At 58.3% G+C, this 15,274-nt stretch carries 13 protein-coding genes; 6 read left to right on the top strand and 7 right to left on the bottom strand.

Features of this window, described 5'->3' with window-relative positions:
- Positions 1-24: 24 nt before the first annotated feature.
- The gene (locus VN622_01115; GenBank protein ID HWR34453.1) at positions 25-1,299 is read right to left on the bottom strand and encodes a cysteine desulfurase-like protein; all 1,275 of its coding nucleotides are present in this window, start codon (positions 1,297-1,299) and stop codon (positions 25-27) included.
- Between the two features lie 174 nt (positions 1,300-1,473).
- On the opposite strand from VN622_01115, the gene VN622_01110 reads away from it, so the two are divergent.
- Positions 1,474-2,631: an alanine--glyoxylate aminotransferase family protein gene (locus tag VN622_01110; protein HWR34452.1), complete on the top strand. Its 1,158-nt coding sequence runs from the start codon at positions 1,474-1,476 to the stop codon at positions 2,629-2,631.
- Positions 2,632-2,754: 123 nt separating this feature from the next.
- On the opposite strand, the gene VN622_01105 is transcribed toward VN622_01110, so the two are convergent.
- The 6 genes from VN622_01105 to VN622_01080 form a co-directional block, all read right to left on the bottom strand.
- The gene (locus VN622_01105) at positions 2,755-3,201 is read right to left on the bottom strand and encodes a hypothetical protein (protein HWR34451.1); all 447 of its coding nucleotides are present in this window, start codon (positions 3,199-3,201) and stop codon (positions 2,755-2,757) included.
- Between the two features lie 65 nt (positions 3,202-3,266).
- Entirely contained in the window at positions 3,267-3,833 is a 567-nt protein-coding gene (locus tag VN622_01100) for a hypothetical protein (GenBank protein HWR34450.1), read from the bottom strand.
- Positions 3,834-4,151: 318 nt separating this feature from the next.
- Positions 4,152-5,360 (bottom strand): aminotransferase class V-fold PLP-dependent enzyme, encoded by a 1,209-nt coding sequence (locus VN622_01095; GenBank protein HWR34449.1) that lies wholly within the window; start codon positions 5,358-5,360, stop codon positions 4,152-4,154.
- A gap of 73 nt (positions 5,361-5,433) precedes the next feature.
- Positions 5,434-7,050 carry a (Fe-S)-binding protein gene (locus tag VN622_01090; GenBank protein HWR34448.1) on the bottom strand — a complete coding sequence of 539 codons (1,617 nt, stop codon included), beginning with the start codon at positions 7,048-7,050 and terminating at the stop codon, positions 5,434-5,436.
- Positions 7,034-7,966, bottom strand: a complete 933-nt coding sequence (locus VN622_01085; protein HWR34447.1) for a respiratory nitrate reductase subunit gamma — start codon at positions 7,964-7,966, stop codon at positions 7,034-7,036. The genes VN622_01090 and VN622_01085 overlap by 17 nt, the downstream gene beginning before the upstream one ends.
- A 36-nt stretch (positions 7,967-8,002) precedes the next feature.
- Positions 8,003-8,320, bottom strand: a complete 318-nt coding sequence (locus tag VN622_01080; GenBank protein HWR34446.1) for a TusE/DsrC/DsvC family sulfur relay protein — start codon at positions 8,318-8,320, stop codon at positions 8,003-8,005.
- Positions 8,321-8,567: 247 nt separating this feature from the next.
- On the opposite strand from VN622_01080, the gene VN622_01075 reads away from it, so the two are divergent.
- From VN622_01075 to VN622_01055, 5 genes are all read left to right on the top strand, one after another.
- The gene (locus VN622_01075; protein HWR34445.1) at positions 8,568-9,881 is read left to right on the top strand and encodes a M48 family metallopeptidase; all 1,314 of its coding nucleotides are present in this window, start codon (positions 8,568-8,570) and stop codon (positions 9,879-9,881) included.
- Between the two features lie 61 nt (positions 9,882-9,942).
- On the top strand, positions 9,943-11,721 hold the full coding sequence (locus VN622_01070; GenBank protein HWR34444.1) for a mismatch repair protein: 1,779 nt from the start codon (positions 9,943-9,945) through the stop codon (positions 11,719-11,721).
- A gap of 100 nt (positions 11,722-11,821) precedes the next feature.
- Positions 11,822-13,495, top strand: a complete 1,674-nt coding sequence (locus VN622_01065) for a radical SAM protein (protein HWR34443.1) — start codon at positions 11,822-11,824, stop codon at positions 13,493-13,495.
- Positions 13,496-13,881: 386 nt separating this feature from the next.
- Positions 13,882-14,250, top strand: a complete 369-nt coding sequence (locus tag VN622_01060; GenBank protein HWR34442.1) for a hypothetical protein — start codon at positions 13,882-13,884, stop codon at positions 14,248-14,250.
- Positions 14,251-14,316: 66 nt separating this feature from the next.
- Positions 14,317-15,177, top strand: a complete 861-nt coding sequence (locus VN622_01055; protein ID HWR34441.1) for a glutamate--tRNA ligase family protein — start codon at positions 14,317-14,319, stop codon at positions 15,175-15,177.
- Positions 15,178-15,274: the final 97 nt, after the last annotated feature.

The raw sequence follows: 15,274 nt of genomic DNA, 5'->3' as shown, positions 1-15,274 counted from the left end.
TGTGTTGTTGTGGAGCGCAAGGCTCTATTCCACGATTCGGTTGAGTTCGGAGAGGAAGCGGTCAACTTCCTGCTCTGTGTTGTAATGCGCGAGTCCGATGCGCAGCATCCCACCTTTGTCTTCTAGTTCCAGGCGCTCAGTCAAATTGACGGCGTAGTAGTTACCTTCCCAGGTGAAAATTCCGCGCTCGCCGAGTTTTTCCGACAGCTCCTTTGGAGGGTGGCCGTTGACGCGCACTGCAAACGTCGGGGTGCGGTGGTCGAAGCGGGCGAAGTCCTGGATGCCATAGACCGTAAGCCCAGGGACTTGAAGCAAGCCGCGAAGCATGCGCTCGGCGAGGCAGCGCTCGTGTTCGCGAATGGCGGTCATTGCCGCTATAAGCGCATCGCGGCGGGTTTGTGCGGATATATCGATGCGGCCGCCAAGCTCTGCAAGGTACGCGATGGCGGCGCTCACTCCGGCGAGAGCTTCGTGGTTAAGAGTGCCGGTCTCCCAACGCTCGGGAGAGTGATTCGACGACGGGCGCACCTTGTATGGCGAAAAATGCTCGAAGTGCGCCCGCTTTCCGTAGAGCACCCCGGCGTGTGGTCCGTAGAATTTGTAAACCGAGCAGGCAAGAAAGTCGCAGTCGAGTGCTTTGACGTCGATGACGCCGTGAGGAGCGTAATGTACGGCATCGACATAAACTACCGCGCCGGCCTGGTGCGCCATCCTGACAATCTCGGAGACAGGATTGATCGTGCCAACGGCATTTGACGCATAGCCGATGGCGAGCAACTTCGTCTTCGGAGTGATTTTCGAGCGGAGATCGTCCAGGTCCAGAGTGCAATCTGCGACATTGACCGTGGCCTGGCGGATAACGCATCCGCGCTCTGCGAGAGCGCGCCATGGGGCTACGTTCGCGTCGTGGTCGAGCGTGGTGACAACGATCTCATCTCCAGGACCGAGTTCTCGCCCGATAGCGCGGCTGATGGCGAAGGTGAGAGTTGTCATGTTCGGGCCGAAGACGATCTCTTCCGCTTCGCAACCCAGCATGTCTGCCATGGCGGAACGCGCGCTGGCTATGGTGAAGTCGGTGCGACGACTCGTCTCGAACCCGCCGTGTACGTTGCAGTTCGAGCGAGTGAGATAGTCGGCGATGGCGTCTATGACCCGGCGTGGAACCTGGGTGCCGCCCGGACCGTCAAAATAAGTGGCGGAACGACCGCCAACTTCGAGCAACAGAGCAGGAAACTGTTCGCGAATCCATTCGATGTGGCGCTGAAGATTGCTGGTGGGCAGGGTTTGTGAAACCGACATGGTTGCTTTCTCCGGAGGCAAGCGCAGTTCACTCCGCTATCGTGACAGGCATTGATGCACTGCTCTGCGAATTGCGACAGTTTACACCCATTGGTGAAGGAATCTGTCCCCGTGCACGTTGAGGCAAGGCTGTCTATACTCGTGATGTCAGAACAGCAGCGATTGGAGACCTCGATGAGCACTGTTGGAAACAGAACGTCAGGTGCAGATGTGCTTTCCATCCACCCACCGCAACGATTGCTCTTTGGGCCGGGCCCGACGCAGGTACACTCTCGTGTCTATGAAGCCATGGCGAAGCCGATCGTTGGACACCTCGATCCATATTTCTTTGAGGTGAGCGCAGAAATTCAACGAATGCTGAAAACAGTGTTCGGAACCAAAAATGAACTGACATTCGTCATTTCCGCGACTGGCAGCGGCGGCATGGAGGCCGCGATCTCGAACTTTGTGGAGCGCGGAACAAAAGTCGGCGTATTCGCAAACGGATTCTTTTGCGATCGCATGACAGAAATGGCAAAGCGCCATGGCGGCGAGGTCGTGCGTTTCGAGAAGCCCTGGGGCGAGGTCTTTGGCGATGAAGAAGCGGCAGAGTTCATCCGCCGCGAGCGTCCGCAGGTCGTGATGTACGTACACGCAGAGACTTCGACCGGCGCACTCCAGCAAGGCAAGGCAATCTGCGCTGCGGCACACGAGGTGAACGCGCTGGTCATTGCCGATTGCGTGACGTCGCTGGGTGCGATGCCTGTGCAGGTTGACGAAACCGGAATCGATGTCGCGTATAGCTGCTCGCAAAAAGGCCTAAGCTGCCCTCCAGGACTGTCTCCGATCACGATATCTACGCTCGCGGCGGAAAGACTGAATTTGCGCAAAACGGCAAATCAGAGCTGGTACTTCGATCTCAAACTCATTACGGATTACTTGATCACGTCGCATCGTTATCACCACACGGCCCCGATTTCCATGTTTTATGCCCTGCACGAGGCATTGTCGCTGATTGAAGAAGAGGGTGTGGAGAACCGCTGCGAGCGGCATCACCGGTGCCACAATGAGTTCGTGACGGGCGTTGAAAAGTTGGGCCTAAAGATGCACGCACCGGAAGGGCATCGCATATGGAACCTGAACACTCCTCGTGTGCCGGCTGGCGTGGATGATGTGAACGTTCGCGCAACGCTCATGCGCGAGCACGGCATCGAGATCGCTGGCGGCTTCGGTCCGCTCGCGGGAAAAGTGTTTCGCGTGGGCGTGATGGGACCACTGGCGACGGAAGCGCATGTCCAATCGTTTCTGCAGCGCTTCGGTGAGGCGCTGAAAGTCGCCGGGCACCGCGCCTGAGACGTGGTGCAGTTCGAAGGGTCTTCTTTGTTTTCGGCAGCGGCACCGAAGCAGATCCTTCACTTCCTTTAGGATGACTTTCTCTCTTTCTAGTCCCGCCGTCTTCTCTGCGTAATTCCGCGGTCACGTCCAGTCGCGATGGCGCCAGATCCAGGTCCAGATAACGAAGTAGCAAACTCCGGAGACGACGTTGTGCGCCAAGTCCCATGGGATTCCGAAGGCGAACAGCAGGTCGGAGAATGACAGGCGCGCGACATTGAAGAAGAGCAGTGCTAGCCCGAACACGAGGATGTAGAGAAGGTTTCGAATGATGCTGCGCCGGAGACTCCACAGGAGGGGAACGGCTCCGCACCAGACATCGGCAAAGGTACACGCGACGCCATACCTGTAGATCTCGCCGCGCCAGAGCACGGTGTCGTAGGTGCTCCGCTGAAGGTGAATGCCTGCAAGCAAGTCAAGGCGCAGGTTCAACTCCGATGTAATGAAGCGGAGCTGCCGCCAATCAAATAAGTAACAGACAGCAACAGCCAAGGCCGTGAGGCAGAGACGAACCTTTAGTTGACGCGACATTAGCCGGCGGGAGGCTCCCGCCGGCTGAGTCGTAATCGAGATAGGTGTTGCGGACACGGAGTTGCTTACCGGCGGTACCGGCGAATGAGGCCGGAAGCCGCGCCCATCGCAGCGAGAGTGACGACAGCTATGGCTCCGCCGCCCTTGCTGGTTCCGCCGCCCGAGGTGCCGCCACCGCCGGAGGTGCCGCCGCTGCTGGTGCTACCTGACGTATCAGCACTCCCCGAGGTGTTGCCGGAGGTGGAACTTCCACTCGTGCTGCCCGCTCCAGTTGTATCGGTGCTACTGCCCGTTGTGCCTGAGCTGCCGGTGTTGCCGCTGCCGATGCTTCCAGAGCTTCCCGATGTGCCGGAACTTCCGGTGCCCATGCTGCCGGAACTACCCGTCTGCCCCGAGGTGCTGCCGCCCGTGGTACCTGAAGTCCCCCCGGTAGTGCCGGAGCCAGTTTGGCCGCTCATCGAGCCCGTGGAACCGGTGCTGGAACCCGTTTGGTCGCTGCCGGTGCTGGAGCCGGTCTGTCCGCTGCTGGAGCCGGTCTGTCCGTATCCGCCGCTGGACCCGCTTGTCTGGGCCATCATGATTGTGATGGCCAGTATGAGAAATGTCGCAAGGAGTAAATACTTTGTTTTCACAGGTTCTCCTCTTCGGGAATAACCACGCATGTGGCTCTCCGCATATTTGGGAACCCGTCGTGTGCTGACGGGTACAAAGGCCGGCGAACCAGTGGGGTCAGCCGGTGCATACCTTAGAACTGTGTCGTTTCGGATGCGGCGGCAAGGGGGACGGCTGCCATAGAAGAGTTTCTGCCGATAAAAATGTCGGTGCCTATTCGGCTAGTGTCGGGCGGGGGTGTGCAGGGAACACAGACCATTCCTGAATAGCAAATATTCTGGTTAAAAAAAGGCCGACGACGTTGAGAGCGTCGCTCGGCCCTTTTTCATTTGGAAGGTTTAATGGCTAACCGGAGTCACAGTCTTGCTGATTTTGCGCTCAGAGCTCCAGCGCGAAATTGCGCCGACCGCTTGGATCGCTTTATCGACCTCACTCTCGGTATTGAACGCGCCTATGGAAAAGCGAACCGATCCGTGCAAGTCGATGGTTCCCAGTTGCTGGTGCACGAGTGGAGCGCAGTGTAGGCCGGTGCGGGTTGCGATGTTGTGATCGACATCGAGCATGACGCCGACATCGCCAGCCTCCACGCCTTCGATGTTCATGGAGATGGTGGAGAGATGGTTCTGAAGACTGTCGCAGCAGTAGAGGCGCACACGGTCAACCTGGCGTAGTCCGTCTACAAGTTTCTGGGCGAGCTTCATCTGGCGGGCATGGACGTTTTCTACTCCGTGCTGGTCGATCCAATCCTGTCCGGCCCACAGTGCTGCGACGCCGACCATGTTGGGCGTGCCATATTCCATACGCCATGGATACTCGTCGAGATGGTACGGATACGCAGAGCGCACGCCAGTGCCGCCGCTACGCACGCGGCGCAACTCTACGTGTTTGCGTACACACAGGCCGCCAATCCCGGTGCAGCCCATGAGCGCCTTGTGCCCGGTGAAGGTGAGCACATCGATGTTCATCTCCTTCATGTTGATCGGAACGGCGCCTGCCGTTTGCGCGGAGTCGATTGCGAACGTCACTCCACGCTCGTGGCAGATGCGGCCAATCTCGGCGACTGGTTGCACGGTGCCGATGACGTTCGAGCCGTGGTTCACGATGACGAGCTTCGTGTTGGGTCGGATGGCTCGCGCGATATCGTCGGGATTGACAAAACCGGCGCTGTCGAACGGGATGAAAGTGGCCTCAACATGATGGTCGCGGACAAGTTCGTTGATGGGGCGCAACACGGAGTTGTGCTCGAGGTTGGTCGTGATGACGTGGTCGCCCTCGGAGAGCAGGCCGGGGATGACGAGGTTCAGAGCGTCCGTGGCATTGTAGCCAAAGCAGAAGCGTTCGGGTTCATCCTCATCGCCGCCAAAGAACTTGGTCATGCGTTTACGCAGGCGATCGAGAAGTGAGCCGGCTTCTATGGCGAGATCGAACCCGCTGCGGCCGGGGTTGACGCCGGTCTTGCGGTAGAAGTCGATCATGAAATCGTAAACATTCTCCGGCTTGGGCCAGGCGGTTGCTGCATTATCAAAGTAAATAAGTCCGTTTTCCATGTTCCGCTCCCAGAAAAAAACTGCTCTTCGATACAGCGCGCCCCGCAACAAAGAGAGAGGCGAACTCCTACATCTAGTGAAACTCCCATTGAATAAACGGCTGCTTCAAATCTGTCATGGCATTGGCGATCAGCTCAACAATGCCGCCGTACAGGATCGAAGATTTCTCCCACACCCCGTAGTACCCGAAAAGATCGCGGAACTGACCTTTGCAGTTCGAGCACGGTGCGCAGACGTATTTCTTTACCTCTGGACCGGGTTGGTCGGCAAAGGCGTCGAGCACCTGCTTGAGCTTCATTCTTCCGCCAACGGAAAGGCGCCAGTCCTGGAAGTTATGGGGAGACATGATGGCAAAGCCGGATCCGCCGCCGCAACAGTAGTTCTCCACGCCATGCGGAGTCATTTCGCGGAACTGCGGGCAGATGGCTTTCAGGATATCGCGCTGCGGTTGCACAATGCCCATCATGCGAACCATGTTGCAGGGGTCGTGAAGCGTTACGGGGAAATTGTTGCGCGAAGGGTCAAGTTTCAGGCGGCCGCTCTGCACGATGTCGCGCAGCAGTACGAGCGAGCTTTCGCGAGGGATGTTGAGGTCGCCCGTGAGAATTCGATCTGCTATGACCATGGAGGCTTTGTGGCCGTGGCCACATTCGCCTAAGACGATCTTCTTGACTCCGAGCTTCCTGGCTGCTTCCGCTTGACGCAGCGCAACGCGGGCGAATTGTGCATCGTCGTACCAAAGGCCGTAATTAACGTTGTCGTATCCCCCAAGATCGCTGGAAAGCGTCCAACTGATTCCGGCGGCTTCGAGTATCACGGCAAAGGCCATCACATTCTCTGGCCAGGCGAGAATCTCGCCAGCATTGTGTATCAGGAGAACGTCTGCGCCCTGCTTGTCCCACGGTGTCTGAATCTTTTTTCCGGTCAGATCGTATATTTCGTCGTCGAGAAATTCGACGTTATCCTTTACGGCGGAAGGATTCATGCCCGTTGAAGACCCTGTTCGCAACTGCAACATGGACCCCTTGTCGTGGATTTCCTTGGGCGCGATGCCTAGTTCCATGCTGAAGAGCTTGCGTATCTCGCGTGTCATGAGCGCGTTGTCAACGCCGATCGGACATGCCTGCGCACAGCGACGGCAAAGCGTGCAGCGGTAGGAAAGCTCCACAAGGCGGCACATCGTCGTGGCGTTCAACTCGATGTCTTCGCCCTTCAGCGAGCTGATCCATTTACCGCCCGGACGGACATAACGATTGATGAGGCGACGGAGGATTTCACTTCGGTAGGTGGGGCGGTACAGGTCGTTGCGGCCACTGGCGGTGTACACAGGACAGGCTTCCACGCAGCTTTGACATCGAGTGCAATGCTCAAGCGATAGCGTAAGTTGTTCGAGGAAACCCCAGTTATCCGCTTTGCTCAACAGTTTACGAAGGCCTGCGATGAAGCGCCTCGTGAATTCGTGTTCTTCATCCGGGGTGCTCGGGCGCTGAACGCCCACTGCGGCAAAGCCATCGAGCGAGGTATCGATCTGCGTGAGTGCGTCGAGCTTTTTGTAAGCAGGCTGCGCGTCATCGCGGTCGTATGGCGCGGGCAAGGGAAGAAGTTCAGCACGCTGCAGCGGCGAGAGCGCTGCTGAAGGCCGAGAGATATCTTCCGGGCGAAGTAGTTCGGGTTTAAGCGTTGCGGTCAGAATCGCCCCCTTGCGCGGAAGCCACGTCCATCCAGTTCCTGCTTCTGCTACTGCCGCTGGTCTTGTTGCCTGCAATGTGGGGCGCGGACCAGGATACGGGCTGGGCCAAGTTGCGCGCCATGCTCTCGGCAATTCGCGGGTTCGAGGCGGATGGCGCATCGTCCCAGCGCACATCGTGATAGGTGAAATACTTCATATACATGTGCGTCATATGCGTGAACGGGAAGTAGGCCAGGAACGCGGCGACGCACACCACGTGCACAACCGAAATTGCGGCAATCTGAGGAGCCGGGTTGAGGAAGAGACAGGCTCCTGCGAGCGCGATCATGCTGTTCAGCGACGCTGGGTCAAGAATGATGGACGCCAGCCCCGTGCCGAAGATTGCGGCGATAACTGCAAGGTTCAGGAAAGTTCCGCGTGAAGTATACGGCCGCAGGCGGGAACTGAAAAAACGAAGGGCGATCAGCCCGAGCGCGCCCGCCAGTCCCGCCGAGAACGCAAGCCACGAAAGTGCATGAACAAGCTGGACAAGAGTGGCGTAGTTAGACATTGTGCGGATGGCGACGGCAGCGGTGGCGGCGAGACCTACGGATAAGAGCAGCGAATAAAGTCCCACATGCAAAAGCCACGAGCATGGCCATAGAACTCGATGATGCTTCCAGACGCCCTTCAGCAGCAGAGCTTCCTCGAGCATGTAAAGGAGTTCACTGCCGTGGCTGCTTTCCGCGGGCTTAGTCCACCAGTCGCTCTCCTCGAAATACGACCCGCCATAGCTTTGCTGTCTGCGCGAGCCGTGAGGGATGGGATAGAGTTCCCATCGCAGGTGTGTGGGCATGCGCAGCATCCTGATGATCCGCAACGCATTCCCGGCGAAAAAGAGCGCAAATGTGGCGTAGACGAAAATGACGAGTGACATTGTGTTTATACGCAACGTTCTTATTCGCAACCGTTATTACACGCAACCGGTTGGTTTAGGCAGTCCCGCGACTTTGCATGCGCCTTTTGCAGGGCCGGACGGAAACAGGTCGTAGATCTCCCGTAGCGAGAAACCGGTTTCCTTGCACATCTTGCGGATCATTGGCGCAATATCGAACTCTGCGTAGTAGGTGCGAATGTAATTGATGACCTTCCAGTGCGAGTCGGTCAGTGTGACGAGTCCATCGGTGCTGGCAAGCGCCAACGCTACGCGCTCGTCCCAAAGCTTCGGTTGCTGTATGAAGCCATCTTCGTCCACTTCCATCTGAAGGTCTTGCCACTCAAATACAGCCATGAAAGCTTGTCCCCTAAAAAAGAATGAAACGCCGAGAGCGAACTCCGCATATAAACCTTGTAAAAAAGCCCGCGTTCGACGCCATCCACTTTCGCATTGAGGCTCTGCACTGGCTGTGACGCATATCACACAGCGTTGCTCGAAAGCGTCGTCTGTACACGATGAGTTTGCGAAACAAGAGCGGCACAGGTGGCGTACAGTACTTGCGAATCGCCGGAATCGGCGAGTTCTTGTGGTGAGAACTGGAATGAAGCAATCGTGGTTGCGAAGATATTGGCTGAGTCGTGTAGCCGTATTTCTATTCTCATTCTCGCTTCTGTCCGCAACTGCGCTTGCGCAGCCGCAAACGCCACCTGACACCGACAATCAGCAGATGACCGAATACCGCCTCGCTCCTGATCAACTGCAAAAGGCGAAAGCGCTGTACCGCATCAGAGTGGCTCACCTGGTGGGCGGCATCATCTTTACGATAATCGTGCTGGCGGCACTCATTCAGTTGCGGGTCGGCGCGCGCTGCCGGGCGTGGGCGGAAGCAATCAGTCATCGCCGAATCCTGCAGGCGCTTGTCTTCTGTCCGCTCCTGTTGCTCACCTTTGACGTTCTCATGCTGCCGCTTGCTGCGCACAGGCACTATCTCTCGGTTGCCTACGGACTCTCTGTCCAAAACTGGGGTTCGTGGCTGTGGGACTGGACAAAGGGTGAACTGCTCATGATCTTTGTCCTGACGCTGACGGCGTGGGGTGGATACGTGCTTATCCGGCGGAGTCCTCGGCGCTGGTGGCTCTACACATGGATGGCATCGCTGCCGGTGATGGTGGTGTTGGTTTTCTTGTCCCCGCTCGTGATTGAGCCGATGTTCGACCGCTTCGAACCTCTGTCGGTGCGACAGCCGCAGTTGGTGGCCGAAATAGAAAAGGTTGTGCGGCGCGGTGGGCTCACGATTCCCCCTGAGCGGATTTTCGAGATGAAGGCGAGTGAAAAGGTGACAACGTATAACGCGTACGTTAGCGGAGTGGGCGTGAGCAAGCGTGTTGTCGTATGGGACACAACCGCGCGCGACCTCACGGTTCCGCAGACACTGTCTGTGTTCGGACACGAGACGGGCCACTACGTCATGCATCACATCTGGCAAGGGCTGGCGTTCGCGGCCATGGCTACGTTGATCGGGTTGTGGATGAGCTATTGGCTGGTGAACTGGGTGCTGACGCGCTGGGGGAGACAGTGGCAGATTCGTGACGTGGGAGACTGGGCTTCGTTACCTGTGTTCATCCTGGTATTCACCATTTTGTCGTTGTTGGGGCAGCCAGCTGCCAGCGCCTTCTCACGGCATTTGGAGCACCAGGCGGATATCTATGGGCTCGAAGTGACGCACGGCCTTGTGCCGGATTCGTCGCAAGCCTCTGCGCAAGCGTTTCAGAAAATGGGCGAGAACGGCCTGACGATTCCGAATCCCAATCCGCTGCTCGTGTTCTGGTTTACGATCATCCAACGGTGGCAAGTCGCGTGCGCTTCTCTCTCGAGTACAGGCCGTGGGACCACGGACAAGAGCCTCGTTTCGTGAAGTAGCCCAGCGAGCTTTGCGCGGCTGCAAAGGATGCTGCGCTCTGGTACATTCGTAAGCCGTGTCGCCATCGCAAGAGTACGAGCAGCGCCGGAAGGCGCGATCGAAACGTGCTGAATACCACGAACGCCTGCACATCGGAATCGGCAATGTTCGCCTGCTGCTGGCCATAGCGGGAGTTGCCGTGATCTGGCAGGCATTCGGCTCGCACCGGGTCTCGCTCTGGTGGGTGCTGTTGCCATTCTTCCTCTTTGTCGCACTCGCCTATATCCATTCAAGAGTCTTGCGGGCGCACCAGTTCGCTCTAAGCGCGGTGGCGGTTTATGACCGCGGCCTGGCGAGAATCGAAGATCGATGGGCGGGCACCGGGCAGACCGGCGAACGCTTCAACGATCCTCATCATATCTATGCTGCTGATCTGGACGTGTTCGGGAAGGGCAGTCTGTTTGAGTTGCTGTCCATGGCGCGTACGCGCATGGGCGAAGGCACGCTAGCGAACTGGTTGCTGAGCCCGGCTCCCCTCAGCATTGTGCGTGCGCGAGAAGCGGCCATCTCCGAGTTGCGGGATAAATTGGATCTGCGCGAAGATCTGGCGGTGCTGGGTGAGAACGTCGCTGTCGGCGTGCATCCGGAAGCGCTAATCGAGTGGGCGGAAGGGCCGCGAGTGCTCACGGCGGTGTGGCCGCGCGCTGTTGCGAAGATGCTGGCTATATTTGCGGTGGCGGCCGTAGCCGTGTGGGCGATTTACGGACTGGTGACCCCATTCGTGCTGGTGCTGCTGATTGAGGGCGTACTGGTATTCCGTCTGCGAAAGTCTATGGAGAGCGTCACGCACCGGGCAGAGCACGCTTTCGAAGACCTGTCGCTGCTTGCCGATGTGCTGGCTCGTCTGGAGCGGGAGAACTTCGATTCACCGCACCTCCGCACGCTTGCAGGCGAGTTGCTGTCCGAGGGCAAGCAAGCATCTACTGCGATTGCGCGGCTGAGGACGTTGGTCGATCGCGTGGAGTCGCGACACAACCTGTTCATACGTCTTATCGACCTTCCGCTCATGTACACCGTACAGGTGGCGTACGCGGTGGAGACCTGGCGCAGCAGGCACGGCGGCGCAGTGCGGCGGTGGGTGAGCGCCGTGGGCGAGATGGAAGCGTTGCTGTCGCTGGCTGCCTATAGCTACGAGCATCCTGCGGACACATTTCCGGAGTTTCTCGACGGCGCGGCGTGCTTCGATGGTGAGGACCTGGGACATCCTCTAATCCCGGCGAAAAATTGCGTCGCCAACACCGTGCGGCTGTGTGCTGAGACAAAGGTATTGCTGGTCAGCGGTTCCAACATGTCTGGGAAAAGCACGCTGCTTCGCTCCGTGGGAGTGAACACTGTGCTCGCGATGGCGGGCGCCCCGGTTCGTGCCTGCAAACTGAAACTTACGGCGCTGCAAGTTGGGGCGAGCATTCGCGTCAACGATTCTTTGCAGGAACACAGTTCACGTTTCTATGCCGAAATTACCCGCCTTCGCCAAATCGTGGACGCAGCCGCCGGTGGTCTGCCCTTGCTGTTTCTCGTTGATGAGCTCCTGCAGGGGACGAACTCCCGAGACCGGCGCATCGGGGGAGAGGCGCTCATTCGGGAGCTCGTGCGTTTCGGCGCGATTGGTCTCGTAACCACGCATGACCTGGCGCTGACGGAAGTGCCGGAAGACATCGACAGGCACATGGTCAACGTTCATTTCCAGGATTACCTCGAGAATGGCAAGATGCACTTCGATTACAGGCTGCGCGACGGCGTTGTGGCGAAGAGCAATGGGCTGGAGTTGATGCGATCCATCGGGCTACAGGTGTAGGAATCGGAAATGTCGCGGGGATCGGAAACGTGAATCGGCAATGTAATACTTTTGTCATGTCACCGAATGTGCGCGTACACAGTGACTAGCATTGGCCGTTATGCTGCCACGATCTGAATTATCTTCTGTAGCTCCTCATCCCAAAGGGATTCGTGCCAGAGTCCTGCTCACTTCGGTCTTTGGTCCCTACGCTCAGGACGACGAATTCGGCAGCCGCTCTATCAATCCGATGGAGCTGTACCACAACCAGGTGACGCGAGCGCAAGGCAGCTTCTCGCTGCGCATGTTTCATCGGTCGTGGGGCATCATGATGATTCAGCGAAATATCTCGGCGCCTTGCGCGGTGCTGGATTTCCCCACGCTGGAGCGCTTCGAGGCGGAACTGAAGGCACACGAGTACGACGTTGTCGGTATCTCGTCGATTATCGCGAACGTAGGTAAGGTTCGGGAAATGTGCCGTCGCGTGCGCAGGCTGTCGCCGAAGTCCGTGATCGTCATTGGCGGACACGTTGCCGCCGTCCCCGGACTGGAGCACATCATCGACGCCGATCACATCGTGCGCGGCGAAGGCATTGGATGGATGCGGCGCTATCTCGGCGACGACGAGAGCGCGCCGATCGAGCATCCGGCGTTGATCTCGGCGTTTCACATGCGCGTAATGGGGATTCGCGTACCGGAGGATCCGAAGACGACGGCAGCAACGATCATTCCGTCGGTCGGCTGTCCGCTGGGGTGCAATTTTTGTACCACGTCGTCTTTCTTCGGCGGCAAGGGCAAGGCGGTTCACTTCTTCGAAACCGGTGATGAGTTGTTCCACGTCATGAGCGAAATGGAGCGGACGCAGCACGTGCGATCGTTCTTCGTGATGGACGAGAACTTTCTGCTCAACCGTCCGCGCGCGATGCGTCTACTGGAACTGATGAAAGAGGCGGGCAAGAGCTGGGCTCTCTACGTGTTTTCATCGGTGAATGCGATCCGCAAATACACGATGCAGGAGCTGGTGGAACTCGGTATTTCCTGGATATGGCTGGGGCTGGAGTCGCCGCGGTCGAGCTACGCCAAATTGCAGAACGCGGACACGCTGAAGCTGACGCGCGAGTTGCGCGAGAATGGCATCAAGCTGCTCGGCTCAACCATCGTGGGGCTGGAACATCACACGCCGGAAAACATCGCCGAAGAGATTGAGTTCGCGATCGAGCATCGCACGGACTTCCACCAGTTCATGCTGTATACGCCCGTTCCGGGAACGCCGCTGTACGCGGAAATGACAGAGAAGGGCCGTATGCTGGAGGGAGTGGACCTGGCAGACATTCACGGGCAATTCCAATTCAACTTCCAGCATTCGGCGATCTCACGTGAGCAGTCGAAACGCTTCCTCGACTCGGCCTTTCTACGCGACTTCGAGAAGAATGGGCCGAGCGTGTACCGCATATGCGAGACCATGCTGAATGGCTGGAAGCGCCACAAGAACGATCCCGACCCGCGGGTACGGCAGCGGTTTGCATGGGAGATGGAGCAACTGAAAGGTACTTACAATGCTTCGCTCTGGGCGATGGAGCGGCGGTTGCGGAATGTGAACCGCACGGTGAGCGACGGCATCCGGACACTTCGGAAGCAGGTAGAACATGAGTTTGGGGCACCTGCGCGTTGGAAGCGGATGCTGCTCGGCCCAGTGTTGTTGTGGGCTTCACGACGGGAAGACCGGCGATTGGCGGCAGGCCAGACTTACGAGCCACCAACGTTCCTGGAACGCCGGAACTGGGCAGAATTGTAAAACCCGTCGCTCTCTAGTTTGCGCTCACGTCATTGATGAGCTGAGTTGATGAGCCGACGAGGTATTCGTCATTCATGTTCGGTTGCTGACCAGGAAGCCTGCCGACCAGCTTATGTTCGATTTCAAGCCAGCCACCACCACACACGCGAATCACTGGCGCGAGTGACGGACCTCACGGCAACAAGCCACAGCATAGGCGTACACGGGAGTAAGAGCGCAAGACAGTCCGTACGCTCCCGGAACTCCTGCCGGCTGTACCCGCCATCGCGGCCGTGGGATTCCGGATGCAACAACAGATACGGAGTCGTTGGCCGCCCATGCCTTCGACCGCATCTCCGTATGCCCTCTTGCTTGGCTGACCAGTCTCGTCAGTCCAGGATGAGATTATGAGCAGGAAAGCCTTCCTAACAGCGGTGCTGGTATTCGTAGCGCTGGTGTGTGTCTCCGCCCTGGCGCAGGACCCGATGCACGATCCGAAGTGGTCTCGCGAGGTGAAGTTCGCTTCCGCCGTCCGAGCCGGTAGCGTGGTCATGCCGGTAGGCGAGTACCGCATCAAGCACGAGATGGAAGCACAAAAGCACATCATGGTCTTCACTCGCGTGGGCAAGTGGGACAAGTATCGTGTTGAATGCAACATGCAGCGGATGCCTGAAAAGGCGCTCGCGAGCGAACAGTTTGTGAAGCCCATTGCGGGTGGCGAGCAAGAGCTGGTTGCGCTCACTTTCAAGGGCGAAGATATCAAGCACGTCTTCTAAACCGGCGGAACGAATTACGCGGCAACAAGCACGCACTAGGACCATCCGATTCAGTAGAATCAGGGCTTGCGTGACTTAGCATCCATCAACGCTGTGAAGTACCGTGGACGGCTTGCTCCTTCCCCCACGGGACTGCTGCACGTTGGCCATGCGCGCACCTTCTTGACGGCGCATGAACGGGCGCGTGCTCATCGCGGCGTGCTGGTTTTTCGCAACGAGGATCTGGACCCTTATCGCTCGCGACCAGAATTCGCGCGAGCAATGTTCGAAGACCTGCGCTGGCTCGGCATCGAGTGGCAGGAGGGGCCCGACGTTGGTGGTCCGTTCGCCCCATACTCGCAGAGCGAGCGGCGCGCCTTCTACCTGAGCGCATGGCGGGAATTGCGCGAGCGAGGTTTCATCTATCCCTGTAGTTGTTCCCGCAAAGACCTGGCGCAGGCTGCGCAGGCTCCGCACGAGGGGCAGGGTACTTTGGCCGCGCAAGATGCGGACGACGAACCCGTTTACCCCGGCACCTGCCGCCATCGAACATCAGACGCTCTCGATCCCATCGGCCTGAACTGGCGCTTCCGTGTGCCGGATGGCGAAGCGGTGCGCTTCACCGATCTCGCGATGGGGCCGCAGGAGGCGGTCGCCGGACGCGACTTCGGCGATTTTCTTGTCTGGCGACGCGATGATGTTCCCGCCTATCAACTTGCCGTTGTGGTTGACGACGCGGGGATGCAGATCACGGAAGTGGTTCGAGGCGCGGATCTGTTGCGCTCCACCGCAAGGCAAATCCTGCTCGCGCGAGCACTCGGACTTCCGGCCGTCGATTACTTCCACTGTCCGCTCGTGTGTGACGGGCAAGGGATTCGCCTGGCGAAACGGAATGACGCACTCAGCCTCTGCAATCTGCGCGAGCGCGGCACGACGCAGGAACATTAGAGCATCTTTTTCCCGCCTGGACTGATGTACGCCGTTCGTGTGTTCTACGTCACAACAGGCCAGTGATGTCGGTCACCGCCCGGGAGCACCTGAGACC

This window comes from Clostridia bacterium, from assembly GCA_035561135.1.
Taxonomy (GTDB): Bacteria; Acidobacteriota; Terriglobia; order Terriglobales; family Acidobacteriaceae; genus DATMYA01.
This window is presented reverse-complemented; position numbering and strand designations above follow the sequence as displayed.

What these genes read in the sequence shown, in the direction of transcription:
- VN622_01065 (HWR34443.1), top strand. Translation starts at nt 11,822, where the DNA reads ATGCTGCCACGATCTGAATTATCTTCTGTAGCTCCTCATCCCAAAGGG.
- VN622_01060 (HWR34442.1), top strand. Translation starts at nt 13,882, where the DNA reads ATGAGCAGGAAAGCCTTCCTAACAGCGGTGCTGGTATTCGTAGCGCTG.
- VN622_01075 (HWR34445.1), top strand. Translation starts at nt 8,568, where the DNA reads ATGAAGCAATCGTGGTTGCGAAGATATTGGCTGAGTCGTGTAGCCGTA.
- VN622_01095 (HWR34449.1), bottom strand. Translation starts at nt 5,360, where the DNA reads ATGGAAAACGGACTTATTTACTTTGATAATGCAGCAACCGCCTGGCCC.
- VN622_01115 (HWR34453.1), bottom strand. Translation starts at nt 1,299, where the DNA reads ATGTCGGTTTCACAAACCCTGCCCACCAGCAATCTTCAGCGCCACATC.
- VN622_01110 (HWR34452.1), top strand. Translation starts at nt 1,474, where the DNA reads ATGAGCACTGTTGGAAACAGAACGTCAGGTGCAGATGTGCTTTCCATC.
- VN622_01080 (HWR34446.1), bottom strand. Translation starts at nt 8,320, where the DNA reads ATGGCTGTATTTGAGTGGCAAGACCTTCAGATGGAAGTGGACGAAGAT.
- VN622_01105 (HWR34451.1), bottom strand. Translation starts at nt 3,201, where the DNA reads ATGTCGCGTCAACTAAAGGTTCGTCTCTGCCTCACGGCCTTGGCTGTT.
- VN622_01085 (HWR34447.1), bottom strand. Translation starts at nt 7,966, where the DNA reads ATGTCACTCGTCATTTTCGTCTACGCCACATTTGCGCTCTTTTTCGCC.